Raw genomic sequence first — 24,969 nt, 5'->3', positions numbered from 1 at the left:
AAATGAAGAAGATTCCTGTTACGGTGTTAAGCGGCTATTTAGGAGCCGGAAAAACAACTTTATTAAACCATGTCTTACATAACCGGGAAGGGTTAAAGGTGGCGGTCATCGTCAATGACATGAGTGAGGTCAACATTGATAGTGAGCTGGTTCAAACGCAGGGCGGTTTTTCACGTACGGAAGAGAAGCTGGTCGAAATGTCCAATGGCTGTATTTGCTGTACCTTGCGGGAGGATTTATTAGTGGAGGTTGAGAAGCTGGTAAGACAGGGAGAGTTCGATCATATCCTGATTGAGTCCTCTGGCATCAGTGAACCGATTCCGGTTGCGCAAACCTTCTCTTATATTGATGATACGATGGGGATTGATTTAACACAATACTGCCGTCTGGATACAATGGTTACCGTTGTCGATGCGAACCGTTTCTGGCATGATTTTGGTTCAGGGGACTCACTGCTTGACCGAAAGCAGGCGGTCAGTGATGTTGATGAACGAAATATTGCTGATTTATTAATTGATCAGATTGAATTCTGTAATGTACTTATTCTCAATAAAACGGATTTAGTCAAAGAGGAAGATTTAGAAAAGCTGGAGAAAGTCATTCGTACCTTACAGCCGGAGGCAAAAATTATCCGTACCGAGCATTGTAATGTTGATTTAAAAGAAATCGTTAATACCAATTTATTTGATTTTGAGAAAGCCAGTGAATCGGCAGGGTGGCTGCAGGAATTAAATGCAGGAGTTGAAAATCATACGCCGGAAACAGAAGAATACGGAATCAGCTCTTTTGTATATCGATCCAGATTGCCATTCCATACGGAAAGACTTGTAAGCTGGTATCAGGATTTACCAAGAGAAATCGTCCGGATGAAGGGCGTTATCTGGTGTGCGACACATAATGATTTAGCTTTATTATTGTCGCAGGCAGGCCCTTCTGTCGAGGTAGAGCCGTTAGCTTATTGGGTCGATTCCTTGCCAAAAGTCCAACAGCGGGAAATATTGGAGCACAATCCGGAGGTTAGAGATTTGTGGGATCCGGAATTTGGAGACCGCCATACCAAGCTCGTTTTCATCGGAATGGATTTGGATCGTGAGCAGATAACGGAGGATTTAGAACGCTGCTTGTTGAGTGAGTCAGAAATGAGTGAGGATTGGTCGAGGTTCAGAAATCCATTTCCTTGGCAGCTATCTTAAAAGGGAAAGGAGCTTTAAATAGATGATTTTATCAGGACAAACGATAAAGCAGTATGTATATGACAACCAGCTGTCCATTACTCCTTTTCAGGAATTAAGTATTCAGCCGGCCTCTGTTGATTTGCGGTTAGGGACGGAATTTCTAGTCGTTGATGATATATCCACTCCTTATTTATCTATTGATAAGCCGGCAAATTATCAGGAAATAGAAATAGCGGATAAAGAAACAATAACTATTCCGCCGCAATCCTTTATGCTGGGAACTACTCTGGAGCACATCGGTTTACCCGGTCATTTAACTGCTTTTGTGGAGGGAAGAAGCTCTATCGGCAGACTCGGTGTTTTTATTCAAAATGCCGGCTGGATTGATCCCGGCTTTTCCGGACAAATTACGCTGGAATTATTTAATGCGAACCGTGTACCTGTCAAGCTGCAAGCGGGAATGCGTGTGTGTCAGCTGGTTATTGCTGAGGTGGATCAGGAAACAGAGGGATATAGCGGAAAATATTTATTTCAAAAGGGGACAACCCCAAGCCGGGTATATATGGACCGCGAAAGAAAGGAGCAACAAGAATGAACAAGAAAATTCCAGTAACAGTTTTGAGCGGATTTTTAGGAGCAGGGAAAACAACCCTGCTCAATCATCTGCTCCAAAATCAGCAAGGACTTAAAATAGCAGTTATCGTCAACGATATGAGTGAAATTAATGTGGATGCGAAATTAGTAAAGGAAGGCGGCTTTGTCAGAACAGAAGAAAATATGGTGGAGATGACAAACGGCTGTATCTGCTGTACCTTGCGGGAGGATTTAATTGTTGAGCTTGAAAAACTGGCTAAACTCGATATCGATTATGTGTTAATTGAATCGAGCGGTGTATCAGAACCGATCCCGGTTGCCCAAAGTTTCGTTTATGCTGATGACGAATTAGGGATAAACTTAAATACCTTTTTCCAGCTTGATACGATGGTAACGGTGATAGATGGACATCAGTTTTGGAGAGATTATCAATCAGAGGATCTGTTAATGGACCGCCAGATGGAGGTTTCTGATGATGACGAGAGAGGAATCGTTGATTTATTGGTAGACCAAATTGAATTTGCCAATGTGATTGTTTTAAATAAGACAGATAAGATGTCTGATGAGGATATAATATCATTAAAAAGCCTGCTCTATAAACTGAATCCGGAAGCAAAATTTATTTCGGCAACGTATGGACAGGTTAATCCATTGGAAGTGCTCCAAACTGGCCAGTTTGACTTTGAAGAAGCAAAGCATGGAGCCGGCTGGATCAAAGAATTAAATGAAGAGCATATACCGGAAACAGAAGAATATGGTATCAGCTCCTTTGTCTATCGAAGCAGAAAACCGTTCCATCCAGAACGTTTTCAGGCATGGCTGGAGAATTGGCCTGAAGAGATCCTCCGGGCCAAAGGCTTTTTCTGGTTAGTCACCAGAAATGATGTAGCAGGGTTTTTATCCCAGGCAGGTTCTATGATGACGCTGGAAGGAGCAGGCAGATGGCTGGCAAGCTATTCTGAAGCGGAACAGAAAGCGTTAAGAGTCCAAGATCCATCTTTGTTTGAGGACTGGGATGAACAGACCGGGGACAGAATGACAGAGCTTGTTTTTATTGGCAGTGATATGGATAAGGAAGGGATTATTCGTTCGTTGGATGATTGCTTGGTGACGAAGGAAGAAGAGAAAGAGGCTATTTCTTCATTTGTTGATGAATTGCCTGCCTTTCCGGTTATATAAGTATTTTTCACAAAAAAATTAATGGATATAAAGAGAGGAATGCATATTTCTATGTGTTCCTCTTTTTCTTTACAGATATTATTAAGAAATAAAATTACAATATTTATAAATAAATTTATACTGCAGGTGCAAAGTAAAAGATAGTTGTTATATGGATATGTTATCCTAAAGGAAAATAAATTTAATATTTGGAGCGATTATATGACAAATAAAACGAATCAGGGATGGAATTTGGAAAATAGCTATCAGCGTTTACCTGATCTTTTTTATACCAGTCTTCAGCCAGAAGAAGTGGGGCAACCGGAATTAGCAATATTTAATGAAAAGCTGGCAGCTGAATTAGGGCTTAACAGCAGCCATTTGAAAAACGACTCTGAAACCTTTTCAGGCAATCATCTTCCAGAAGGGAGTAAACCAATTGCTCAAGCCTACGCCGGTCATCAATTTGCAAACTTTAACATGCTGGGCGACGGACGGGCTGTATTAATAGGCGAACAGGTAACTCCTGAAGGGAAGCGCTTTGATATTCAGCTGAAAGGGTCTGGAAAAACGCCATACTCACGCCGAGGTGATGGTAAAGCAGCACTTGGCCCTATGTTAAGGGAATACCTGATCAGTGAGGCGATGCATGGCTTACGTATCCCGACGAGTAGAAGCCTGGCTGTAGCTGAAACAGGAGAGGAAATTCAACGTGAAATTTCATTACCCGGGGCTGTATTGACAAGGGTAGCTGCCAGCCATATCCGGGTTGGAACATTTCAATATGCACGGAATTGGGGAAGTAAAGATGATTTGCAAGCACTCGCAGACTACACTATTGCCAGACACTATCCAGAGCTGGAAAAGGAAGAGGACCGTTATTTATTATTTTTATATAAAGTGGCGGAAAAGCAAGCTGTATTAATTGCAGACTGGCAGTTGAAGGGGTTTATCCATGGTGTAATGAACACGGATAACGTGGCAATCAGCGGGGAGACCATTGATTATGGTCCATGTGCCTTTTTGGATCAATATGATCCGAAAACATTTTTCAGTTCCATTGATCACCAGGGCCGTTATGCTTATGGAAATCAGCCGGGAATAGGAGCCTGGAATATGGCCCGGTTTGCAGAAACATTGTTAATTCTCATAGATGAAGACGAAAAACAGGCAATTCCAAAGGCGAAAGAAGCTGTTGAAGCATATGTAAAATCAGTAGAAGGATATTGGTTAGATGGAATGAGATTAAAACTGGGAATTATCGATAAAAGTGAGGATGATAAGATATTGGTCAAGACCTTGCTGGACTTGATGGAGAAATATTATGCTGACTATACGAATACATTCCGCTCATTAACCTTGAAGCAGCTCGATTCAGAGCCGGGTCTTTTCCAATCGACCGCTTTTAAAGAGTGGTATCAGTCATGGCAGGATAAGCTACAAAATCAGTCAGCTCCAATAGAGGAAGCTTATCAATTAATGAAGCAGCATAATCCATCTGTTATTCCTCGAAATTATTTGGTGGAAGAAGCGTTAACAGCTGCTGTGGAAGAAGGAGATTATAAACCTTTTCATGCACTATTAGCTGTTTTGGAAAATCCATATGCTTACACGAAAGAGCAGGGAAAATATGCTGTTAAGCCGCCGAATGAGGATTATCAGACGTTTTGTGGAACGTAAGGATTTGATTTGAAATTGGAATGAAATGTATAAAGTGTCTAAGATAATTCTAAATGTAATTTCTTGAAATTTTTCCTCTCTTTATAGAGCTAAAAAATCCGGACTATTATTCAAAATCCCATACAAGGAATCTTGAATAATAGTTCAGATTTCTCTTTGAATAAAATATTATTTATGATAAACGTGATAGGATATGATTCTGTTACCTGGCCAGAGGGCGAAAATATGAAAACTTTAGGAGAGTGCAAGGATGAAAATCAAACGAATTGTTGTCAATGTAGAGACACAGGACATTTCTAAAGCGGTGTATTTTTACGGAGATCTACTTGGACTTGATCTGCTGATGGATATGGGATTTATTGCAACTTATGGTTCAAATGAGAAAATGGATACTCAAATCAGCTTTCTTTCAGAGGGAGGATCCGGTACACTGGTTCCTGACTTATCAATTGAAGTCGATGACCTTGAAGATGCATTAACTCGTATAAGAGAAGCGGAGATTCCAATTGAATATGGGCCGGTTGAGGAACCTTGGGGAGTTCGGCGATTTTATGTAAGAGACCCATTTGGAAATCTAATCAATATTCTTATACATTTATAGAGAGCTAGGGTTATATTGACGTTAATTATTATTGAAGCACGTTCCTAGTTCGTATTTCATAAAGAGGAAGTGAAGAAATGGAAGAAAAATACACAAAAGCTTATGCTGAAAAATTAGACGCAAAAGATGAATTAAGAGCCTTTCGAAATGAATTTTATCTTAAAAATGAATACGTTTACATGGATGGGAATTCACTAGGATTAATGAGTAAAAGAGCGGAGCAGTCTGTTTATGATTTATTGGCATCATGGAGAGAATATGGCATTGATGGATGGACAGAAGGGAATCAGCCCTGGTATTACTTATCTGAATCACTTGGCGGAAAAATGGCTGGTCTTATTGGTGCTGAAAAGGAGGAAGTTGTTGTTACTGGCTCGACCACGGTGAATTTGCATCAGCTTGTGTCTACATTTTACGAACCAAAAGGAAACAGAACAAAAGTATTGGCAGACTCACTTAACTTTCCCAGCGATATTTATGCATTAAAAGCTCAATTAAGAGGAAAGGGATACGATGATTCCCACCTTATTCAAGTACAGAGCGAAGATGGACATATACTGGATGAAGAAGCAATTATCAATGCAATGACAGAGGATGTTGCATTAATTGTATTGCCAAGTGTACTCTACCGTAGCGGGCAGATCTTGGATATGGAAAAGTTAACAAAAGCAGCGCATGAACGCGGGATTAAAATCGGTTTTGATCTATGTCATTCGATTGGAGCCATCCCGCATCAGCTGCATGATTGGGATGTTGATTTTGCTTTTTGGTGTACTTACAAACATTTAAATGGCGGACCTGGCAGCGTCGCAGCACTCTATGTAAATGAAAAACATTTTGGTGTGTCTCCCGGACTCGCAGGCTGGTTCAGCTCAAATAAGGAAAAGCAGTTTGATATGGAGCATACATTGACACCCGCAGAGGATGCCGGAGCATTCCAAATTGGGACACCGCATGTGCTAAGTGCTGCTCCGCTTATTGGCACGTTGGATTTATTCCATGAAGCAGGAATTGAAAAGATACGTAGAAAATCCCTGAAATTGACAGCATATATGATAGAGCTGATTGAATATGAATTAAAGGAATTTAATTTTGTTATCTGTAATCCGGTAAATGACAAGCAGCGCGGCGGTCATATATACATTGAACATCTGGAAGCTGCCCGAATTTGCAAGGCCTTAAAAATGGAAAAAGTTATCCCTGACTTTAGAAAACCGTCTGGCATCAGGCTTGCACCAGTTGCTTTATATAATTCTTTTGAAGATGTTTATGATTGTGTGCAAATACTGAAAAATATTATGCAAGAAAAAGTATATGAGCAATTTTCTAATGAAAGAGAGGTTGTTTCCTAATGTCTAAATGGATTGATATTTCTCAAGTTTTGAATAATAAACTGGCACACTGGCCGGGGGATGAACCGTTTCACTATGAAACATCTGTAACGAAAGAGATGACGGACTCTGTTAATATTGGCAAAATAACAACGAGTGCGCATATTGGAACCCATGTTGATGCGCCTTTTCATTTTTTAAATGACGGGAAAAGGATACTTGACTTAGATATTGAACGCTATATCGGTCCTTGTAAGGTCATCGACTTAAGTGATTTTGATGAAATTAGCGAAACTGCTATAAAAACAAAAGAAATCTCGCACGTAGAACGTTTGTTAATCAAAACGGCACTGCCAAATAAACCGGACCGTTTTCCGGAGGAAGTGTCACCCATAACTGAGAATGGTGCGGCTTACATGCAATCAATCGGTGTAAAACTGGTAGGTGTGGACACACCGTCTGTAGACAAGGTTTCAAGTAAAGATTTGACTGGACATCATGCGCTTTTTAAACATGATATTTATATTTTGGAAAATGTGATGCTGGATCAGGTCGAGGAGGGTGACTATGAACTGATTGCCCTGCCATTAGCTCTGGAAGAAGGCGATGGAAGTCCAGTACGTGCTGTAATCAAACCAATAGAGGAGAGCTAAAATGAAGTCTATCAATCAACATCAGGCCTTTGAAAATGAAAAAAGTATCCACACAGATTTTAAAGAAAAAATGACTTATAGTGACTATCTGGGACTGGATACGTTATTATCCAGCCAGCGTCTCTTGAGCGATCATCACGACGAAATGTTATTTATCGTTGTTCATCATGTGAGCGAGCTCTGGATGAAATTAATCCTTCATGAAATCAATTCTGCTGTTCAGGATATACAGTCTGATAACTTGAGATCTTCCTTTAAGAAGCTCGCACGGGTATCCCAGATACAGGAACAGCTGAAAAGTGTATGGGATGTTCTTTCCACCATGACACCGAGTGAATATATGGAGTTTCGAGATAAATTAGGAAATGCATCCGGTTTTCAATCCTATCAAAATAGATTGATAGAATTTGCTCTTGGATATAAAACAGAATATGTTCTGAAAATATATGAAAAAGATCCAGATCTTCATCAGATTTTACAGGAAGCGCACGAAGCACCGAGTCTCTATGATGTTTCGATACAGGCACTTGCCAGAGCAGGGCTTCCAATCGATGAGGATGTATTGAACAGGGATGTCAGTGTTACACATAAATCTAATGAAAGTGTGAAACAGGCCTGGATGACGGTGTATAAAAATGTAGATCAATATTGGGAGCTGTATGAACTTGCGGAAGAGCTGGTCGATATAGAGGATTTATTCCAGCAGTGGCGTTTCAGGCATATGAAAACGGTAGAACGGATTATTGGCTTTAAAAAGGGGACAGGAGGCTCCGGTGGCGTAAGCTATTTGAAAAAAGTACTTGATCAGTATTTCTTTCCGGAGCTTTGGGAATTGAGGACAGAGCTTTAGACTATAATGTTTTATTTTCATGGAAAGAGCAGTTCTTCTTTATCTAAGAGGAGCTGCTCTTTCTGCTGGATACCATACATTTCTTCAATTTCTTAAAATAATAATCGTTTTCTTCTTCAGAGTTATTAAAATCAATCAACTCCAATTCGTGTGACAAAATATTGAATGCTCCATTTTAGTTGTCATTACTATAAGGCAGAATAGAAGCTATGAATCAAAATGTTTATCAGGAAGATATGATTATATTCATGCAAAAACAGTCATAGGTATATCCAAAAAAATGTATTGACTTATAAGAAAATTGAATTATAATTGATTTAATTGATAACGATTATCATTATCAATGATGATATAAATATAAAGGATGGGATAATGGATGTCTATAAGTAAAGAAGAAATATACGATATTACAATTATTGGCGGCGGGCCAGCAGGGTTATTTACTGCTTTTTATGCAGGGCTGCGGGAAATGAAGACGAAAATTATCGAAGCCGATAATAAGCTTGGCGGGAAAGTACATGTTTATCCGCAAAAAATGGTATGGGATGTAGGAGGACTTACTCCTTTAACAGGAAGAGAATTAATTGACCAATCAATTAAACAGGGACTGACATTTGATCCAGCTGTTGTATTGGGACAGATTGTAACGGATATAGAGAAAAATGAAGACGGTATCTTTATGCTGACAACCAGTGCAGAAGAGAGACATTATTCTAAAACAATTGTTATTGCTACTGGAATGGGCGGTGTTATTAGTCCGTTAAAATTGGAAGTACCAAGGGCAAATGAATTTGAAAGTAAGAATCTTTATTATAAGGTTCTCGATGTGAATGAATTCCGTGGAAAATCTTTGCTTATATCAGGCGGCGGTCCATCCTCGATTGACTGGGGCAATGATTTATCGCCAATAGCTAAAGAGATTACATTAATATACCGGGGAGATGATTTAAAAGGGCTGGAATCAACTAAAACGAAGCTCATAAATAACGGAGTGAATATCGTGTTTAATACAGAAATACATGAGCTTGCAGGCGAAGACGAAGTTTCAGAGGTTGTCCTTTATAACAACAAAACAAATGAAAGATATACGATGCCGGTAGATGCGCTGCTCGTTAATCATGGATACAACAAGGACAATTATCTTTTTAATAATGAGCAAAATAAGACCGGGTTAGAGTTGGGAGACTATTTCCAGGTGAAAAGTGATGCTAATGGAAATACCAATCTTCCAGGAATTTATGGAGCAGGTGACTGCGTCTCCTATGAAGGGAAGTTGAAATTGATTGCCGGTGCTTATCAGGATGCAGCAAATGCAGTAAACAGCGCCAAGCTGTATATGGAACCAGATGCACATAAAACTGCTATTGTTTCCTCCCATAATGATATTTTAGATGAAAAAAATAAAGTATATTTGTACGGATAAAAACTTACACAAAAAAGAGGAGAGAAACACCATGAAAAAAAGCTTGTTCTTTTTAATCAGTGCAATATTTCTTATATTTTTAGCAGCCTGTAATGATAATAGCCAGGAAGATAATAATGCTGAGGCAAATGATGAAGAAAGTAATGAATCAAGTGAGGCTGAAACCAAAACATTTACAACTGACAGCGGAGATGAAGTGGAAGTACCTGCTGATCCTGAACGAATCGTTGTACTTCACCCGACATACATAGGTGCATTACTTAAGTTTGGACATGAGCCGGTTGGAGTAAGCTTTTATGTCGACCAGGATGAGGTTCTGAATGAGGCAACAGAAGGGATTGAACGCATAGATCCAGAGGACGTAGAGAGTATTATTAATTTAGAGCCTGATTTAATTGTTGCGACAGCGACGGATCCCAATTTAAATAAACTGCAGCAAATTGCTCCTACTATAACGTTTGACTCGATGATCAGCACGTATAAAGATAATACAAAATTATTGGGAGAACTTGTAGGAGAAGAAGATCAGGCACAGGCCTGGCTGGATGAATGGGAGGAACAGATGGCTCAGGATACAGAAGAATATAAAGACTTAATAGGAGACAGTACACTTTCGATTTTCCAATCAACACCAAAAGGGCTGGTTTCATTTAATACAGATTATGGCCGCGGTGGAGAAATATTATACGATGGCTACGGGTTTGTACAGCCGGAAGCGCTGGCAGAAGTCACAAAAGATCAATTTAATGTGGAGCTGTCTACGGAAGAGCTTCCAGAGTACGCCGGTGATTTTATAGTGTTAGCTACAGAAGGTGAGGAAGCTCCTATAGCGGAATCAGCAGTTTGGAAAAATGCAGAAGCTGTCCAGGAAAACAGAGTGATTGAATTAGATTTAGCTGTGACGAGATATAATGATCCTATTTCATTAGAAGCGCAGAGAGACATCATTAAAGAGCAGCTGGATGCAATGAAATAAAATGATAGATTAATTTAATAAAAAAGAGGGAGCTCTATGAATCGTCTTACTGGAAGAAATTTAACCATCGCCTACGGAAATAAGGTTATTATTGAGGATTTGGATATTGAGATTCCCGATAAAAAAATAACCTCAATTATTGGTCCTAATGGCTGTGGAAAATCCACTTTATTGAAAGCATTATGCAGACTTCTTCCAATAAAAAAAGGAAAAATCGCTTTAGATGGAACAGATATCAATAAATCGGCTTCTAAGGAGATTGCCAAAAAAATTGCTATTTTACCTCAATCTCCAGAGGTGGCTGATGGTTTAACCGTCGGGGAACTAGTGTCTTATGGAAGATACCCCTATCAAAAAGGGTTCGGGCGTTTAGTTCCAGAAGATGTAGAGGTAATTGATTGGGCTTTGCAAGTTACAGGCATAACCGAGTTTAAGCATAGAATAATCAATGATCTGAGCGGCGGCCAGAAGCAAAGAGTATGGATTGCTATGGCCCTCGCTCAAAAAACAGATATTATTTTTCTGGATGAACCAACCACTTTCCTTGATATAGCACATCAGCTTGAAATCCTGGAATTGATAAAAGAGCTGAATCAAAAACAGCAAACAACAATAGTAATGGTACTTCATGATATTAATCAGGCTATTCGTTTTTCGGATTACATGATTACCATGAAGGATGGAGAAGTGATAACACAAGGTAATATACCAGAGGTTTTATCAAGCCAGCTGCTTGCTGAAGTTTTCCAGATTGATGCTGAACTGATGCAGGATAAGCTGACTGGCAAACCAATGATAGCAAATTACCAATTAGTTAACAGGAAGTATTCAAAAGTTGAAATTAAGTGAAGAAATGAGTTAATAGTTATGGAATTGAAGAACAAAATCCCTTTTCATTTTAGTATTATTTTTACCATTGCTTGTATCATTCTCGTTATAACGTTTTGGATATCGATTGTGTATGGCAATGCTGATATAGATACCTCAACAATTCTAAATGCCATTTTTAACTATGATCCAGAGGACGTGAATCATAATATTATTATAGATGTCCGTATTCCCAGAGATATCGGAGCTTTATTAGTTGGTGTTGCTCTTGCAGTTTCAGGAGCAGGAATTCAGAGTGTCACGAGAAACAGTCTTGCTGATCCCAGTTTAATTGGTTTGAATTCGGGAGCTGCTTTGATGCTGGCATTGACTTACGCAGTTTCACCTGTTATAACGTTCCCACTTTTAATTTTAACTGGATTTATTGGTGCAATGCTTGGCGGAACTATGGTGCTGATGATCGGGAGTTCCAGAAAAGACGGATTTAATCCTGTCCGCCTTATTTTGGCAGGGGCTGCAGTCAGCGCTCTGCTTAGTGCGGCAAGCCAGGCTATTGCATTATATTTTAGATTAAATCAATCTCTAATATTCTGGAGTTCTGGAGGTGTTTCTGGAACTACCTGGCAGCAGTTATATACTGGTATCCCTGTTGTTGCTATTATCGTGGTTATCTTTATTCTTATAAGCGGACAATTGTCTATCCTGAATTTAGGTGAATCAATTGCAAAAGGGCTGGGACAGAATGTGAAGCTCATACGGCCAGGAACAATGCTTTTGAGTATGCTTCTTGCCGGAATTTCTGTAGCAATAGTCGGGCAAATTGCATTTGTTGGCTTAATGGTTCCGCATATTTCCAGGTTTTTAGTTGGTACAGATTATAAAAAAGTTATCCCATTAACTGCTGTTTTAGGAGGTTGTCTGGTCGTTGGTGCAGATACTGTTGCCAGATTAATGGGAGAAGCTCCTGTCAGTGCAATTATTTCCTTTATAGGTGTCCCTTATTTTTTATATTTGATTAAAAAAGGGGGACGTACGATATGATCGATTCCAAGCTGAAAAGAAAGCAGATAATAGTATGCCTCGTTTTAACAGTACTGCTTTTTTTGGCAGTCACTTGGAGCATTACCTCCGGTGAATATAAAATGGATTTATCCGCTTATTTGAAAACATTGATTGGGCAAGGAGAATTCAAGGATAACTTAATTTTAATGGAATTCAGAATGCCGAGAATGCTGATTACATTGCTAGCCGGAATGGCCCTAAGCATGAGTGGTGCCATTATCCAGAGTATCACTAAAAATCCATTGGCAGAATCCGGGATTCTTGGCATAAATGCAGGTGGAGGTTTTGCTATTGCTGTTTTTATTGTTATTGGACAAGTAAACCCCAATACCTTTATTTATGTTCTGCCACTGATAAGCGCAGCAGGAGGGATTTTGACTGCATTGCTGATTTTTCTGTTCAGTTATAATAAAGGCAAAGGAATCAGTCCTGTCAATATGGTTTTGATAGGTGTCGGACTATCTGCAGCGCTATCTGGGGGCTCTATAACAATGATGAGGAAATTTAATGAAGATCAGGCTGAATTTATTGCTGCCTGGATGGCAGGGAATATCTGGGGAGATGAATGGCCCTTTGTTCTTGCATTTTTACCATGGATATTAATCATTATTCCATTTCTATTCTTTAAGTCAAACAGCCTAAATATTATCAATACGAATGATCAAACAGCAAAGAGTTTAGGAGTGAACCTGGATAAAGAAAGGCTTATTTTGCTTATTGCCTCAGTTATTTTATCATCTGTTGCTGTTGCAGTGGTTGGCTCTATCGGTTTTATTGGTTTAATGGGACCACACATTGCGAAGTCTTTTGTCGGACCAAGACATCAGCTGTTCCTGCCGATTGCATTATTGACGGGTGCATTTCTATTGGTGGTTGCTGATACCGTTGGCCAGACGGTTTTGCCGATTGGTACGATTCCGGCAGGGATTGTTGTAGCAATTATCGGTGCTCCATATTTTTTGTATTTGATGTATAAAACAAATGCGGTTTAAAGATTTATCGCTGAAAAAGGAAGCTGTTATTGGTGATGAAGAATAGTAAAGCATGCCAATTTAAGGCAGATTAATGTTTGACTACATCCAAAATATATGTATAATATTAGCTAAGTAAATAAGTTGAATGTTTTCTAGGGTTCCGCAACAATCAGTTGGTCTGGTCCGAGAGGAAACTCACAGCTTAGCTGTGCCACGGAGGGACAAAAGCCCGGGAGAAACTGTTTAACAGTTATCTCCCGGTTTTTTGTCTCTTTTTTGTTTTTCTTGAAATTAAATTGGAGGTGCGGATGGAATGAATATGAATTGGTTAAAAGTAATTATTGCTGCAGTGATTGAGGTGTTTTGGGTAATTGGCTTAAAACATGCTTATGATTTTTGGACTTGGACGGGAACTGTGATCGCAATCATTATCAGTTTCTATTTGATGATTATGGCTGGGAAAAAGCTTCCTGTTGGAACTGTTTATGCCGTTTTTGTGGGTCTGGGGACTACAGGAACAACTTTCGCAGATATTGTCTTCTTTGGTGAGCCGTTTCAAATGGTAAAAATCCTTTTAATTGCCATTTTATTGACGGGTGTTATTGGTTTGAAATTAGTAACAAAAGATAATATTAAAGAAGGAGCTGAATCGTGATGGCTTGGACTTCATTAGTTGTAGCAGGCTTGTTTGAAGTATTTGGTGTTACCATGATCAATAAATTACACAAAGATCGCAGCTGGCAGGCATTGTCTTTGCTGGTTTTGGGTTTTGGAGCGAGCTTCTTTTTTCTGGCCTATGCCATGGAAACCCTGCCTATGGGAACTGCTTATGCTGTTTGGACCGGTATCGGTGCTTCTGGCGGTGCAATAGCTGGAATGTTTTTTTATAATGAGGTAAAAGATTGGAAAAGAATTATGTTTATCACAATGGTATTAGGTGCTGCAGTTGGTTTAAAGCTGTTTTCTTAAATATTGATGGGTAGAAGCAACACGATTTATTTTCTGTTAAATAAGTCGTGTTGCTTCTATCCAAATAACGTATTCTGTAAAAGTTTTAGGGATATGTAAGCTCATACTATACTTTATAATGAGCAACAGCTGCTTCGGCTAATTTAAGAATTTCGAAATGCAGTTCCTCCGGCTTAATAATGGATATTTGGTCTGCGAATCCGAGAATATATCTCTTTGCCTCGTCCTTCGTATCAAAAGCTAATTTGACAGATTTCCAACCTTCATTATCGCTGGATTCTGCTTCAATTATACGTACAAAATGATTTGAAAAGGAGAGTCTTGACAGAACTTCCTCAGAAACCTTAACCCGCACTTCATAAGTTGGTAACGCTTTGATAAAAGCTTGTTTTGAGGATTTCCAATATGCTGCAATATCGAAGTCATCCGGTCTTTCAAACGTATCCTCTCCAGGCACAGCAGACTGAATTCGCGAAGCACGGTAATTCCGGATATCTCCATTTTCTTTGGCGGCAATAAAATACCAGATGCTCCCTTTAGCAACTAATCCAAGCGGTTGGACGATATAGCGATTTCTCTGTCCATCTGCACGCTGATAAATAATCTCCAATGTAACATTCTCCCATATCGCATTTTTCAACACTTCAAAAGAGGATATTTTTTCTTTTGTTCCCCGCCATGAGCTGGTGTCAATATGGATGCGGCTCCATATATCCTTTGCATTTTTACGGTAAGCTGCAGGAAGGGAGGCAATAATCTTATTTCGGGCGTCTTCAGAGGTACGGGTTAAACCTAAATCATCCAATAATTGTGGAGATACAGGAGCAAATAAAGCACGTATTTCTGATTCTTTTAAACCGGTTAAATCTGTCTGATATCCATCCATTAAAGACCAGCCGCCATTTTTTCCACGATCGGCAAAAACAGGAATACCAGATCCGCTTAGAACCTCCATATCTCGATAAATTGTCCGTTCGGAGACCTCCAGCTTTTCAGCCAGCTCTTTAGCAGTTATTCGCCCTTGAGTCTGCAGCATTAAAAGAATTGATATCAAGCGGTCACCTCTCATTAAAATCACCTTTTTCCAATGAATTATATTTATTAAATAAAATATGACAATAGATGTCAAGAATTCATCCTTATAATGAAAATATCTGATGAAGAAAGGATTGAAGTTAATGAAGATACTGGATGGAAAAGTAGCACTTGTTACAGGAGGAAGCAGAGGGGCGGGCCGCGGTATTGCTGTAGAGCTGGGGAAAGCTGGTGCAACAGTATATGTCACAGGTCGGAGTATCCGGGGGGCATCTACGAATAATTGGCCGGGGACTATTGATGATACTGTATCAGAAATAGAAGCCTCCGGCGGAGATGCAATTGCAGTACAGTGCGACCATACCAATGATGCAGAAACAGAAGCAGTTATATCTCAAATTAGAGAAGAGTATGGAAGGCTGGATATTTTGGTTAATAATGTGTGGGGTGCCCATGACCTTGGTGTAGATGGAAAACCTTTTTGGGAGCTGTCATTGAAAAATTGGGATACGATGTTTACGGCAGGTGTGCGTGCTCAGCTGGCAACAAATTATTTTGCAGTCCCTTTGCTTCGTGAAAATAAACAAGCACTTATTATTCATACAACATTCTGGGATCACGGTAAGTATACTGGACAGTTTTATTATGATTTAGCCAAGAATGCGTTGGTACGAATGGCTTATGGACTTGCAATAGAAGTAAAGCAGGATAATATTGCTGTTCTTGCTGTTTCTCCAGGGTTTATGCGGACAGAGCTTGTATTAAAATTCCATGAGGCTGATGAGGAAAACTGGAAAAAGGCAGAGGATTTAAAGCAAACAGAAACACCATATTATGTCGGGCGTGGAATAGCGGCACTTGCAAAGGATCCAAATGTGATGGAGAAAAGCGGGCAAGCGTTCAGAACTGGAGACTTAGCGGAAGAGTATGGGTTTACAGATATTGACGGACGTTATATTCCTCCGTTTACAATATAGTTTTCCAGTTTGAATCGTCGTCTAAAGAATCTATTTAAAACTATTTTGTTTTATCATTTTTGACAGAAAATAAAAAATCAGGGAATTTCAAAGGCGTCGTTCCAATCCTTTTTTTAAACAAATTAATATAATAGATAGTAGGTTCTCATTAAATGGAGAGAATCTACTATCTTCAATTGGTTATAGTTCTATCAAGTAGGCATTATTGTTATAATGTCTATAAGAGTATGGAATATCAAATGGAATTTTACGATATGAATCATTTCCAAACGTAGGCCCTTGGCGGAATCTTCATTATAAATTGGAGGGAAAAAAGATGAATGATAAACAAAAAAAGGATGTTATTTTAATTGGTGCTGGTATTATGAGTACAACACTTGGCACGTTCTTAAATAAATTAGAACCAAAGTGGAATATTAAGCTTTTTGAAAAGCTTGACCAGGCTGGAAATGAAAGTTCTAATGAATGGAACAATGCAGGTACAGGACATGCTGCATTATGTGAGTTAAACTATACCGTTGAACGGGCAGATGGCTCCATTGATACAGATATGGCAGTTGAAATTAATGAACAGTTTCAAATTTCAAAACAATTTTGGGCTCATCTGGTAAAAGAGAATGCCATTGATGACCCACAAAGCTTTATCCGGCCGCTACCACATATCAGTTTTGTATATGGTGAAAAACACGTGGACTTTCTAAGGAGACGTTATAATGCTCTATCTACCCTTCCAATGTTTGAGACGATGATGTATTCTGAGGATCTACAACAATTATCAGAATGGATGCCATTAATAATGGAAGGGCGTACATCGGAAGAGCCTGTTGCAGGGACTAAAATGAATTTAGGAACAGATGTTAATTTTGGTGAGCTGACACGTAAAATGGCTACCAACTTAGAAAAGCAAGATCATATCAGCGTTCAATACAAAAGTACTGTCACTGATATAAAACGCGAAGAAGATGGCTCATGGGAGGTTAGCGTACGTAATTTAGAAGATGATACAATTGAATATCATACAGCTGATTTCGTATTTATTGGAGCTGGCGGCGGTGCTATTCCTTTATTACAAAAAACAAAAATTCCCGAAAGTAAGCACATTGGCGGCTTTCCAATCAGCGGAGAGTTTTTAGTTTGTACGAATCCTGACGTTGTCAATCAACATGAAGCGAAAGTTTATGGAAAAGAACCCGATGGTACACCTCCAATGACCGTACCTCATTTGGATAGACGCTATATAGAAGGCAGAAGTACCCTATTGTTTGGACCATTTGCGGGTATTGGTCCGAAGTTTCTGAAGAAGGGCTCTAATATGGATTTTATTAAATCAGTTAAACGAGATAATATGTTAACACTGTTGGCGGCGGCAGCTAAAAATACTTCACTTATCAAATATTCCATTGAACAAGTTCTTGCTTCCAAGGCAAAACGAATGGAAAAATTGCGAACTTTTGTGCCGCATGCAAAAGATGAAGATTGGGAATTAGTCGTAGCTGGTAAACGTGTACAAGTAATTAAAGATATCGATGGTTCAGGAAGAGGAATTATTCAATTTGGAACAGAAATTATCCATTCAGAAGATCATTCAATGGTAGCGCTGCTCGGCGAATCACCCGGCGCCTCAACCTCTGTTGCAATTGTGTTAGATGTTTTGAAGTACAACTTCCCCCAATATCTCGAAGGTTGGCAACCAAAACTAAAGGAAATGATTCCATCTTTTGATGAATCATTAGCGGAAAATGCAGAACTTCTCCAAGAAGTGAGTAATTCAAGCTCACGATTACTGAATTTGTAAAATAATATAAGAAGAAGTAGCTCATTCATAATGAAAATTTCATTTTGAATGAGCTTTTTTAGGCTGTTCTTTATGATTGAAGCTCCGTTTTATCATGACTTTAAGCCATTGGAATTTCTTTAGTAAAAAAACAGATTTCTTTGGTAAGTTGCATTGCATTTTTTGTAGTTAAAAAAGCATAATCTCTTTCTTACTGCATAAGTACAACTGAGATTGTCATCCAAAGACTTTGTACCGACCAAGTTTTCTAAACAAAAATTTACTTGCTTTACTTGAATATTATTGTATCTTAATCTCATTTCTAATCTTTTACAGATTTCTTCGCTTTCAAAGGCGGTAAGGACAAATAGGTAATTCCTCTCCAAATCCATTCTAATGGTCCCATCCGGAAATAACGAAGCCAGTGCTTGCTCCATATAACCTGCATGATAAAGATCAGGACAGCAAGCAATGAACCTGCTGCAGGCCCTATCTTACCAAATAGGCCAAGTCCATAGCTGTAAAAAATCAAGGTGCAGATAACGGATTGCATAATATAATTAGTAAACGCCATACGACCGACACTGGATAATGGGCTTAACAAGCGTTTCCATGTGCCTTTTTGGATTAATAAAGCAATCAATGTGATATAGAAGACAGCAATCAGCGGACCGCCCAACAGATGCTGAAGAACTTCAAATTGATTCATCCACATTGTCAGCGGGTCCATAGTCAGTTTTAAAATTACGGGGATAAGCTGTAATAAAAAGCCGATTCCCCCTGTCCACAGACAAATCTGCAATAGCTGAGAGTAATTAGCGGGTATATTTGAAAACCATTTTTTCTTTGCAAAATAAGCACCAAGCAGAAACAATCCAAGAATTTGCGGATAAAAGATAATTTGATTCATTACGGAGGAATTCCAATCTTTTATCCGGAGCTCTTGAATTTCTGCCCATGTACCACTGCTATATACCGCTTCATCAGCAGTAATCCATTGATGAACCTGCTCCATCCATTCGGGGTTAGGCTCATAGCTTCCATCTGGACCGCTGAACAGCAATAGTCCAGGAATAAAAAGAAGCAGAAGACATGCCCAGACCAGCAGTGTTTTTGCTGCCCGTTTGTGGAAGAGTAATAAGAGAAAACCAAGTAAGGCATAATGAAAGAGAATATCTCCATACCAGATAAACCATCCATGTATCAACCCGAACAAAAGTAATGCAAGCAGGCGGCGGGTGTAGATAGGCACAAAATGGCGCTTTCTTTTTAAGGCACTATCCTTCATTAAAATCATACTGTATCCAAACAAAAAAGAAAAAATAGCAATAAATTTGCCGGAGACAAAGAAATCAAGGAAGGATTGTATGGCTTGATCCCACCAGCCCGGCCATAATTCCAATTGGAATTGAATAGCCTGCAAAGAGGTAGTGAAAAAAAGCATATTAACTAAAAGAATACCGAGAATAGCCAAACCCCGGACAATGTCCAAAAGTATTATCCGATTGTTGGCCGGTTTAAAATTCATTATTTCATCTTCCTTTCTGACATAAAATGATAATGTTTTGTAGTGAATAATTTGATTGTAAATAACAATTCTAAAGAGTTTATAAAGTGAATTGATTATAATTTGAAAGCAAAGAATTAATTAATGTAAAGGCAGATTATATACAAAGGGAATTTCTCTTATAAACGGAAATATGACAGAAAATCCATTGCATAAAAAAGCGATTGCCTTTTAAATTTATAAAAGGCAATCGCTAGAAAAACGCTATCTGTATAAAATGTATCTCCTATATTTAAATAAAGTAAAATCCAATTCCCATAATCACATATGCAGCTAATAAAGCGAGTCCTTCAAACCAATTGGAATCCCCATCATTCGATATGGTTATCATTAATAACACAGCTGTCACCATACTAATCAGCTCCGGCCATGTGAAGACAAGCGACATGGATGTTGAAAAGAAGAGGGATAACAGCACTAGAATCGGCAGAACAAACATGGTTACCTGCAGTGTAGACCCGACAGCAATCTCAACAGCAACATCCATTTTATTTTTATAAGCCATGATGATTGCTGATGCATGCTCTGCTGCATTTCCGACAATGGCGACAATAATTATCCCGATAAATAATTCCGACCATCCGAAGGCAGCCCCAACAGTATCAAAGGTCGAGACTAAATGCTCTGAAACATAGGCCACAGCAGCCGTTGCAAGTGCCAGGATTGAAATTGCTTTTCCCTTTCCCCATTCAGGCTTTTCTTCATGACCAGGCTCCACTGGTGTATGATCTGTTTGATAAACCCCGCGATGAGTAACGAACTTAAATAACAATGCTGCCAAATATAATACGATTAAAATAATGGCGATCCCGACACTTAAAATCATTGTATCCTGTTCATTCATCGTATGTGTAAACACTTCAGGGATAACAAAGGCAACAATAACAGCAAAAATTAGCATTCCTGCATTATGACGTGCATCATAAATGCTGAAAGTTTGCCTTTTATATTTCAGGCCACCTACAAAAAAGGAAAGCCCACCGACAAGCAGTAAGTTGCCTAATACGGATCCTGTTAACGAAGCCAGCACAATTCCAATAAGTCCAGCCTTGAGTGCAAAGATAGAAATAATAAGTTCAACCGCATTTCCAAAAGTTGCATTTAATAAGCCGCCGACTCTTGGGCCCAAAACAATTGCTAAACTTTCAGTGGCTCTGCCAATAAATCCGGCTAAAGCAATAATAGTTAAACAATAGATGATGAACATAATAGTGGCAGACCAATGAAAAATAGAACCGATGATGGAGAGTGGCAGACCAATGAAAACGAAAATCATAAATAATTTATTCATCGTTATCCCCCGTTTTCTAGATTTGGATAGCAATAGGTTGCCCAGATTTATTAGATATTATTTTTAAAGGGAGGAGTTTCATGTTCCCGACGGACAAATAATAGTTGTATTATTATAGTTGTAATATATATGCTTATATGATAATATGTTCATATAATGAATATCAGGTTAAATAATTGTATTATTATCCAAAATTATAAAAGGAGGTAAATCAAACATTGGAGGAGTACAAAGTGGAAAACAGTTCTTCTGAAGACCTGGACAGTGAAACATTATTTATCGTATCACAAACATTTAAAGCATTGGGTGATCCAACGAGAATCCGCATTCTTCATTTACTTTTTAAAAAAGAATGCTCCGTTAATGCAATCGCAGAGGCTTTAGATATCAGACAATCAACGGTATCACATCAATTGCGTTTCCTGAAGAATTTACGTCTTGTGAAGTATCGCCGTGAAGGAACAACGCTTTATTATTCGCCTGACGATGAGCATGTGATGCTTATTTTAAAACAAATGATAGATCATGCAAGCCACAGTTAACAGGTACTTATAAATGCATATTTTAAATAAGGAGGTTATCATATGGGAGCGGGACATCACCATGGTCATGATCATACACATGGTGCTAATAAAAAAACACTCATAATCAGTTTTATCATTATTACAGTGTTTATGATTATCGAAGTAATCGGCGGTATTCTTACAAATAGTCTGGCTTTATTGGCAGATGCCGGACATATGCTGAGCGATTCTATTTCCTTATTGATTGCTCTCATTGCTTTTATATTGGGAGAAAGAGCTGCAAATCATGCTAAAACTTATGGATACAAACGCTTTGAAATTTTGGCAGCTATTTTGAACGGTGTCACATTACTTGCTGTTTCACTATTTATTTTTTATGAAGCATTCCAGAGATTATTTGATCCGCCTGAAGTAGCTTCTTCTGGTATGCTAATTATTGCTGTAATTGGTTTATTAGTAAATATTCTTGTTGCATTTACCATGTTACGTGGTGGAGATACAAAGGATAATCTAAATATGCGTGCAGCTTTCCTGCATGTTCTCGGCGATTTGCTTGGCTCTGTCGGAGCTATCGCAGCAGCACTGCTGATGATTTTCTTCCAATGGACGTGGGCAGATACAGTAGCGAGTGTATTGGTTGCAGTACTGATTTTAATCAGTGGCTGGCGGGTCACAAAAGATTCCGTTCATATTTTGATGGAAGGAGCACCGCTTAATGTAGACCTGAAAGAAATTGTGAGGACTATCGAGAATGTAGATGGTATCAAGGGTATCCATGATTTACATGTATGGAGTATTACAAGCGGGCAAAATGCGCTTTCCTGTCATATCATTGTAGACGGGAATATGATGGTAGAGGAAAGTCAATTATTGCTTCGTACCGTTGAGAGTGAATTAGGACATAAAGGTATTGGACACGTAACCATCCAAGTAGAAACGGATACACATCCACATGAAGATTCTATTCTGTGTCATGCAGATTATGAGATTGGTGCTGAGCACCATCATGGCCATAGTCATTAAAACATAGAAAATAAAGAGTTATATAATCTGTATTTCAGATTTATTGCAAATCAGAGTTAGTATCGTAAAAAATTAAAGTCCCCCCACTCTATTACAACAGTGATACAGCGGGGGCTTTTAACATTTTGGGATTTAAATAATAAGGAAAGTGTTATTGCGGTTCTGAGTAATGGCGGAGTTTTTTCTCGTGCTGGGCAGTTTTACTTAACAGAAAATCGGTAGTATCTTGGGTTTTTGTTTAATCTGTCCGGACCCCATCTATCTTCTTCCCTAAGTGATCAAAGCCTCTGTCCATCCTGACTTCCAAATCTGCCCGCATGTTGTCCATCTTCGTTTCTAAGTCTGTCCGCATATTATCCATCTTGGAATCCATTTGATCAAACTTTTTATCTAAATGCTGAGAATGAAGTTCTAAGGCATGCAGTATTTCTTTTAACATCGGTTCTTTTTCCGTGTTTTCGCCTCCCTTTGTAAGTAGTATAAGCGAATTTTTGCGTATTGGAAAGTACTTGAGGTAATCATTTAATCAGGTTTTATCATAGCCCCGAAGTGTTGCGGACTGAGGTTTTATTCCTCAAATAGTAGATGATGCAAAATTTTCTGGAAACCCTTCACTTTATAATTCTTCAATACCAAAATAGTAACATACATCAATTCCTGTCATAAATATTATTCTATAGAAAATCTGCTATCAACAACTATAATTTAAGCATGTTATAATTGAAGTCAAAGGAGTGATTACCATTTCAAAGAAAAGAATCCTGGCTATCAGTGACATCCATGGTTGCTATAAAGAGCTTGTAGAGTTGTTGCAATTAAACGATTATAATCCGGAAGAAGACCAGCTTATTCTGCTTGGAGATTATATTGACAGAGGTCCTGAATCGAAGCAGACGGTTACTTACATAATGAAACTTGTAGACGAAGGGGCTATTGCTTTAAGAGGCAATCACGATCAAATGTTTATAGAGTTTATATTTAGTAATAATCCAGACAAACAGCGGCGTTATTTAATTAACGGCGGAATGACTACATTGGAAACTTATGTTGGAGAAGACTATTTTCCAGATAATGCTGCAGAGGAATATTTACATTCTGCAAAGCAGCTGATCAAAGAAAAAGATAGTGAACATTTAGAGTTTCTGTCCAACCTGCCATATTATTATAAAACTGAAAAGCATCTATTTGTCCATGCAGGTATTAATCCACTATTGGCTGATTGGAGAGATACTCCTGATTATGATAAAATCTGGATTCGTCAAGAATTCTTAGGGGTTGATCATCCTTATGATTTTACCGTTGTTCATGGGCATACGCCGACACAATCTATTCGTGGAAACAAAGATAATAGTATTTTTTTTGGTAATAAGAAGATTGACATTGACGGAGCATGTGCTTATGGAGGCAGGTTAAACTGTTTAATTATTACGGGAGATTCATATCAGACAAACTATATAAGTAATGAAAAAGGCTAAAAATGGAGCTTTGGGGGTGAGGAAATGGCAAACATTCGTGATGTTGCCAAAGCTGCTGGTGTATCTGTTACTACAGTTTCACGTGTGCTGAATAATCAGCCTTATGTAAAGGAAGAAAAGGAAGCAGCAGTTAAAAAAGCAATTAAAGAAACTGGCTATATTCCAAATATTAATGCGGTTAACTTGAAGAAAGGAAAAACAAACTTAATTGGTGTTGTTTTGCCATTTCTTGACCAGCCGTATTTTTCAAATTTGGTTCAAGGGATATCACAGGCAGCTTCTGTTCATCAATATAAATTGGTGCTTTATCAGACAGGATATCATGAACATCAGGAAAAAGAAGCTTTGGAGATGTTAAAGTTAAAGCAAATTGACAGCCTGATCATTTGTTCCAGAAAAATTTCCTTAGATATAGTGGAAAGCTATCAGCAATATGGCAATATTGTTCTTTTTGAGGATGGAGAACAAACATCATTAAGCTATACATTTATCGATCATTATGCATGTTTTATAAAAGCCTTAGAATACCTTTATGAGCATGGACACCGGGAAATTGGGTTTTCAATAAACAGGCTGGAAGGAACGAACAGCAGACAGCGCGAACAGGCTTATCGTGATTTTCTAAAGCTAAAAGGACTTCCTTATAATGAAAAATATATATTTAAAAAATGTCTCAACATAGAAGACGGGGAACGTATTTTGAAAGAAATGGGAACATTCCAAAAGCGTCCTACAGCTATACTTGCTACTGGTGATCAAGTGGCAGCAGGAATAATTACATCAAGCTCTAAGTACCAACTTAAAATACCAGAAGACTTAGCGGTTATTGGATTTGATGATCAGCCGATAGCACGTGCAATGAGTATAACTACAGTCGACATACCCTTATATTCTATCGGCCAGCTTCTCTTTGAGCAGGCCGTATCCGAAAAAGTTTCCCATAAAGAAGTTTCTGCTGAATTGATTGAAAGATCGACAGTGTAAAGACTTATCACAATGTAGCAGGGAAAAGAATAATAACAAAAGAAC

The 24,969-nt window shown here is 38.6% G+C and carries 25 protein-coding genes and 1 riboswitch; of the genes, 21 read left to right on the top strand and 4 right to left on the bottom strand.

Features of this window, described 5'->3' with window-relative positions:
- Positions 1-2: 2 nt before the first annotated feature.
- From OSO01_RS08125 to OSO01_RS08055, 15 genes are all read left to right on the top strand, one after another.
- On the top strand, positions 3-1,193 hold the full coding sequence (locus tag OSO01_RS08125) for a GTP-binding protein (protein WP_077603959.1): 1,191 nt from the start codon (positions 3-5) through the stop codon (positions 1,191-1,193).
- A gap of 22 nt (positions 1,194-1,215) precedes the next feature.
- On the top strand, positions 1,216-1,770 hold the full coding sequence (dcd, locus tag OSO01_RS08120; protein WP_147209924.1) for a dCTP deaminase: 555 nt from the start codon (positions 1,216-1,218) through the stop codon (positions 1,768-1,770).
- Positions 1,767-2,948 carry a GTP-binding protein gene (locus tag OSO01_RS08115; RefSeq protein ID WP_147209923.1) on the top strand — a complete coding sequence of 394 codons (1,182 nt, stop codon included), beginning with the start codon at positions 1,767-1,769 and terminating at the stop codon, positions 2,946-2,948. The genes dcd and OSO01_RS08115 overlap by 4 nt, the downstream gene beginning before the upstream one ends.
- A 201-nt stretch (positions 2,949-3,149) precedes the next feature.
- Entirely contained in the window at positions 3,150-4,607 is a 1,458-nt protein-coding gene (locus OSO01_RS08110) for a protein adenylyltransferase SelO (RefSeq protein WP_147209922.1), read from the top strand.
- 250 nt (positions 4,608-4,857) lie between these two features.
- Positions 4,858-5,208, top strand: coding sequence for a VOC family protein (locus OSO01_RS08105; protein WP_147209921.1), 351 nt, complete (start codon positions 4,858-4,860; stop codon positions 5,206-5,208).
- A gap of 77 nt (positions 5,209-5,285) precedes the next feature.
- Positions 5,286-6,560 carry a kynureninase gene (kynU, locus tag OSO01_RS08100; protein WP_147209920.1) on the top strand — a complete coding sequence of 425 codons (1,275 nt, stop codon included), beginning with the start codon at positions 5,286-5,288 and terminating at the stop codon, positions 6,558-6,560.
- Positions 6,560-7,192: an arylformamidase gene (kynB, locus tag OSO01_RS08095; RefSeq protein ID WP_147209919.1), complete on the top strand. Its 633-nt coding sequence runs from the start codon at positions 6,560-6,562 to the stop codon at positions 7,190-7,192. Before kynU ends, kynB begins: the two co-directional genes overlap by 1 nt.
- Before the next feature lies 1 nt (position 7,193).
- The gene (gene kynA / locus OSO01_RS08090) at positions 7,194-8,042 is read left to right on the top strand and encodes a tryptophan 2,3-dioxygenase (protein ID WP_147209918.1); all 849 of its coding nucleotides are present in this window, start codon (positions 7,194-7,196) and stop codon (positions 8,040-8,042) included.
- Positions 8,043-8,418: 376 nt separating this feature from the next.
- On the top strand, positions 8,419-9,465 hold the full coding sequence (locus OSO01_RS08085) for an NAD(P)/FAD-dependent oxidoreductase (RefSeq protein WP_307725839.1): 1,047 nt from the start codon (positions 8,419-8,421) through the stop codon (positions 9,463-9,465).
- Between the two features lie 31 nt (positions 9,466-9,496).
- Positions 9,497-10,441: an ABC transporter substrate-binding protein gene (locus OSO01_RS08080; protein WP_147209917.1), complete on the top strand. Its 945-nt coding sequence runs from the start codon at positions 9,497-9,499 to the stop codon at positions 10,439-10,441.
- 36 nt (positions 10,442-10,477) lie between these two features.
- Positions 10,478-11,290: an ABC transporter ATP-binding protein gene (locus OSO01_RS08075; protein WP_147209916.1), complete on the top strand. Its 813-nt coding sequence runs from the start codon at positions 10,478-10,480 to the stop codon at positions 11,288-11,290.
- Between the two features lie 18 nt (positions 11,291-11,308).
- Positions 11,309-12,310 (top strand): FecCD family ABC transporter permease, encoded by a 1,002-nt coding sequence (locus tag OSO01_RS08070; protein ID WP_147209915.1) that lies wholly within the window; start codon positions 11,309-11,311, stop codon positions 12,308-12,310.
- Positions 12,307-13,323, top strand: coding sequence for a FecCD family ABC transporter permease (locus tag OSO01_RS08065; RefSeq protein WP_147209914.1), 1,017 nt, complete (start codon positions 12,307-12,309; stop codon positions 13,321-13,323). The genes OSO01_RS08070 and OSO01_RS08065 overlap by 4 nt, the downstream gene beginning before the upstream one ends.
- A gap of 123 nt (positions 13,324-13,446) precedes the next feature.
- Positions 13,447-13,543: riboswitch (guanidine-I (ykkC/yxkD leader) on the top strand.
- 75 nt (positions 13,544-13,618) lie between these two features.
- Positions 13,619-13,960: a DMT family transporter gene (locus OSO01_RS08060; protein ID WP_147209913.1), complete on the top strand. Its 342-nt coding sequence runs from the start codon at positions 13,619-13,621 to the stop codon at positions 13,958-13,960.
- Positions 13,960-14,274, top strand: a complete 315-nt coding sequence (locus OSO01_RS08055) for a DMT family transporter (RefSeq protein WP_147209912.1) — start codon at positions 13,960-13,962, stop codon at positions 14,272-14,274. The genes OSO01_RS08060 and OSO01_RS08055 overlap by 1 nt, the downstream gene beginning before the upstream one ends.
- A 106-nt stretch (positions 14,275-14,380) precedes the next feature.
- Here OSO01_RS08055 and OSO01_RS08050 read toward each other — a convergent pair whose 3' ends face one another.
- Positions 14,381-15,328, bottom strand: coding sequence for a helix-turn-helix transcriptional regulator (locus tag OSO01_RS08050; RefSeq protein WP_246145091.1), 948 nt, complete (start codon positions 15,326-15,328; stop codon positions 14,381-14,383).
- 124 nt (positions 15,329-15,452) lie between these two features.
- On the opposite strand from OSO01_RS08050, the gene OSO01_RS08045 reads away from it, so the two are divergent.
- The gene (locus tag OSO01_RS08045) at positions 15,453-16,286 is read left to right on the top strand and encodes an SDR family NAD(P)-dependent oxidoreductase (protein ID WP_147209910.1); all 834 of its coding nucleotides are present in this window, start codon (positions 15,453-15,455) and stop codon (positions 16,284-16,286) included.
- Positions 16,287-16,602: 316 nt separating this feature from the next.
- Positions 16,603-18,081 (top strand): malate dehydrogenase (quinone), encoded by a 1,479-nt coding sequence (mqo, locus tag OSO01_RS08040; protein ID WP_147209909.1) that lies wholly within the window; start codon positions 16,603-16,605, stop codon positions 18,079-18,081.
- A 301-nt stretch (positions 18,082-18,382) separates the two neighbouring features.
- On the opposite strand, the gene OSO01_RS08035 is transcribed toward mqo, so the two are convergent.
- Positions 18,383-19,588, bottom strand: a complete 1,206-nt coding sequence (locus OSO01_RS08035; protein WP_147209908.1) for a DUF418 domain-containing protein — start codon at positions 19,586-19,588, stop codon at positions 18,383-18,385.
- A 271-nt stretch (positions 19,589-19,859) separates the two neighbouring features.
- Positions 19,860-20,918 carry a calcium/proton exchanger gene (gene cax, locus OSO01_RS08030; protein ID WP_147209907.1) on the bottom strand — a complete coding sequence of 353 codons (1,059 nt, stop codon included), beginning with the start codon at positions 20,916-20,918 and terminating at the stop codon, positions 19,860-19,862.
- Between the two features lie 233 nt (positions 20,919-21,151).
- Here cax and OSO01_RS08025 point away from each other — a divergent pair, with 233 nt between their 5' ends.
- Both OSO01_RS08025 and OSO01_RS08020 read left to right on the top strand, forming a co-directional pair.
- Positions 21,152-21,460, top strand: coding sequence for an ArsR/SmtB family transcription factor (locus OSO01_RS08025; RefSeq protein ID WP_371863287.1), 309 nt, complete (start codon positions 21,152-21,154; stop codon positions 21,458-21,460).
- A gap of 42 nt (positions 21,461-21,502) precedes the next feature.
- Positions 21,503-22,465, top strand: a complete 963-nt coding sequence (locus OSO01_RS08020) for a cation diffusion facilitator family transporter (protein WP_147209905.1) — start codon at positions 21,503-21,505, stop codon at positions 22,463-22,465.
- Between the two features lie 238 nt (positions 22,466-22,703).
- Here OSO01_RS08020 and OSO01_RS08015 read toward each other — a convergent pair whose 3' ends face one another.
- Positions 22,704-22,904, bottom strand: coding sequence for a hypothetical protein (locus tag OSO01_RS08015; protein ID WP_147209904.1), 201 nt, complete (start codon positions 22,902-22,904; stop codon positions 22,704-22,706).
- Positions 22,905-23,199: 295 nt separating this feature from the next.
- On the opposite strand from OSO01_RS08015, the gene OSO01_RS08010 reads away from it, so the two are divergent.
- Both OSO01_RS08010 and OSO01_RS08005 read left to right on the top strand, forming a co-directional pair.
- Positions 23,200-23,940 carry a metallophosphoesterase family protein gene (locus OSO01_RS08010; RefSeq protein WP_186813587.1) on the top strand — a complete coding sequence of 247 codons (741 nt, stop codon included), beginning with the start codon at positions 23,200-23,202 and terminating at the stop codon, positions 23,938-23,940.
- Positions 23,941-23,964: 24 nt separating this feature from the next.
- Entirely contained in the window at positions 23,965-24,924 is a 960-nt protein-coding gene (locus OSO01_RS08005) for a LacI family DNA-binding transcriptional regulator (protein WP_147209902.1), read from the top strand.
- Positions 24,925-24,969: the final 45 nt, after the last annotated feature.

It is taken from the genome of Oceanobacillus sojae (genome assembly GCF_007991515.1).
Taxonomy (GTDB): Bacteria; Bacillota; Bacilli; order Bacillales; family Amphibacillaceae; genus Oceanobacillus; species Oceanobacillus sojae.
The sequence above is the reverse complement of the archived record's forward strand: the minus strand, read 5'-3'. Positions and strand labels throughout refer to the sequence as shown.

Coding starts and splice junctions, on each gene's coding strand:
- OSO01_RS08125 (WP_077603959.1), top strand. CDS start 3: ATGAAGAAGATTCCTGTTACGGTGTTAAGCGGCTATTTAGGAGCCGGA.
- dcd (WP_147209924.1), top strand. CDS start 1,216: ATGATTTTATCAGGACAAACGATAAAGCAGTATGTATATGACAACCAG.
- OSO01_RS08115 (WP_147209923.1), top strand. CDS start 1,767: ATGAACAAGAAAATTCCAGTAACAGTTTTGAGCGGATTTTTAGGAGCA.
- OSO01_RS08110 (WP_147209922.1), top strand. CDS start 3,150: ATGACAAATAAAACGAATCAGGGATGGAATTTGGAAAATAGCTATCAG.
- OSO01_RS08105 (WP_147209921.1), top strand. CDS start 4,858: ATGAAAATCAAACGAATTGTTGTCAATGTAGAGACACAGGACATTTCT.
- kynU (WP_147209920.1), top strand. CDS start 5,286: ATGGAAGAAAAATACACAAAAGCTTATGCTGAAAAATTAGACGCAAAA.
- kynB (WP_147209919.1), top strand. CDS start 6,560: ATGTCTAAATGGATTGATATTTCTCAAGTTTTGAATAATAAACTGGCA.
- kynA (WP_147209918.1), top strand. CDS start 7,194: ATGAAGTCTATCAATCAACATCAGGCCTTTGAAAATGAAAAAAGTATC.
- OSO01_RS08085 (WP_307725839.1), top strand. CDS start 8,419: ATGTCTATAAGTAAAGAAGAAATATACGATATTACAATTATTGGCGGC.
- OSO01_RS08080 (WP_147209917.1), top strand. CDS start 9,497: ATGAAAAAAAGCTTGTTCTTTTTAATCAGTGCAATATTTCTTATATTT.
- OSO01_RS08075 (WP_147209916.1), top strand. CDS start 10,478: ATGAATCGTCTTACTGGAAGAAATTTAACCATCGCCTACGGAAATAAG.
- OSO01_RS08070 (WP_147209915.1), top strand. CDS start 11,309: ATGGAATTGAAGAACAAAATCCCTTTTCATTTTAGTATTATTTTTACC.
- OSO01_RS08065 (WP_147209914.1), top strand. CDS start 12,307: ATGATCGATTCCAAGCTGAAAAGAAAGCAGATAATAGTATGCCTCGTT.
- OSO01_RS08060 (WP_147209913.1), top strand. CDS start 13,619: ATGAATATGAATTGGTTAAAAGTAATTATTGCTGCAGTGATTGAGGTG.
- OSO01_RS08055 (WP_147209912.1), top strand. CDS start 13,960: ATGGCTTGGACTTCATTAGTTGTAGCAGGCTTGTTTGAAGTATTTGGT.
- OSO01_RS08045 (WP_147209910.1), top strand. CDS start 15,453: ATGAAGATACTGGATGGAAAAGTAGCACTTGTTACAGGAGGAAGCAGA.
- mqo (WP_147209909.1), top strand. CDS start 16,603: ATGAATGATAAACAAAAAAAGGATGTTATTTTAATTGGTGCTGGTATT.
- OSO01_RS08035 (WP_147209908.1), bottom strand. CDS start 19,588: ATGAATTTTAAACCGGCCAACAATCGGATAATACTTTTGGACATTGTC.
- cax (WP_147209907.1), bottom strand. CDS start 20,918: ATGAATAAATTATTTATGATTTTCGTTTTCATTGGTCTGCCACTCTCC.
- OSO01_RS08020 (WP_147209905.1), top strand. CDS start 21,503: ATGGGAGCGGGACATCACCATGGTCATGATCATACACATGGTGCTAAT.
- OSO01_RS08015 (WP_147209904.1), bottom strand. CDS start 22,904: ATGTTAAAAGAAATACTGCATGCCTTAGAACTTCATTCTCAGCATTTA.
- OSO01_RS08005 (WP_147209902.1), top strand. CDS start 23,965: ATGGCAAACATTCGTGATGTTGCCAAAGCTGCTGGTGTATCTGTTACT.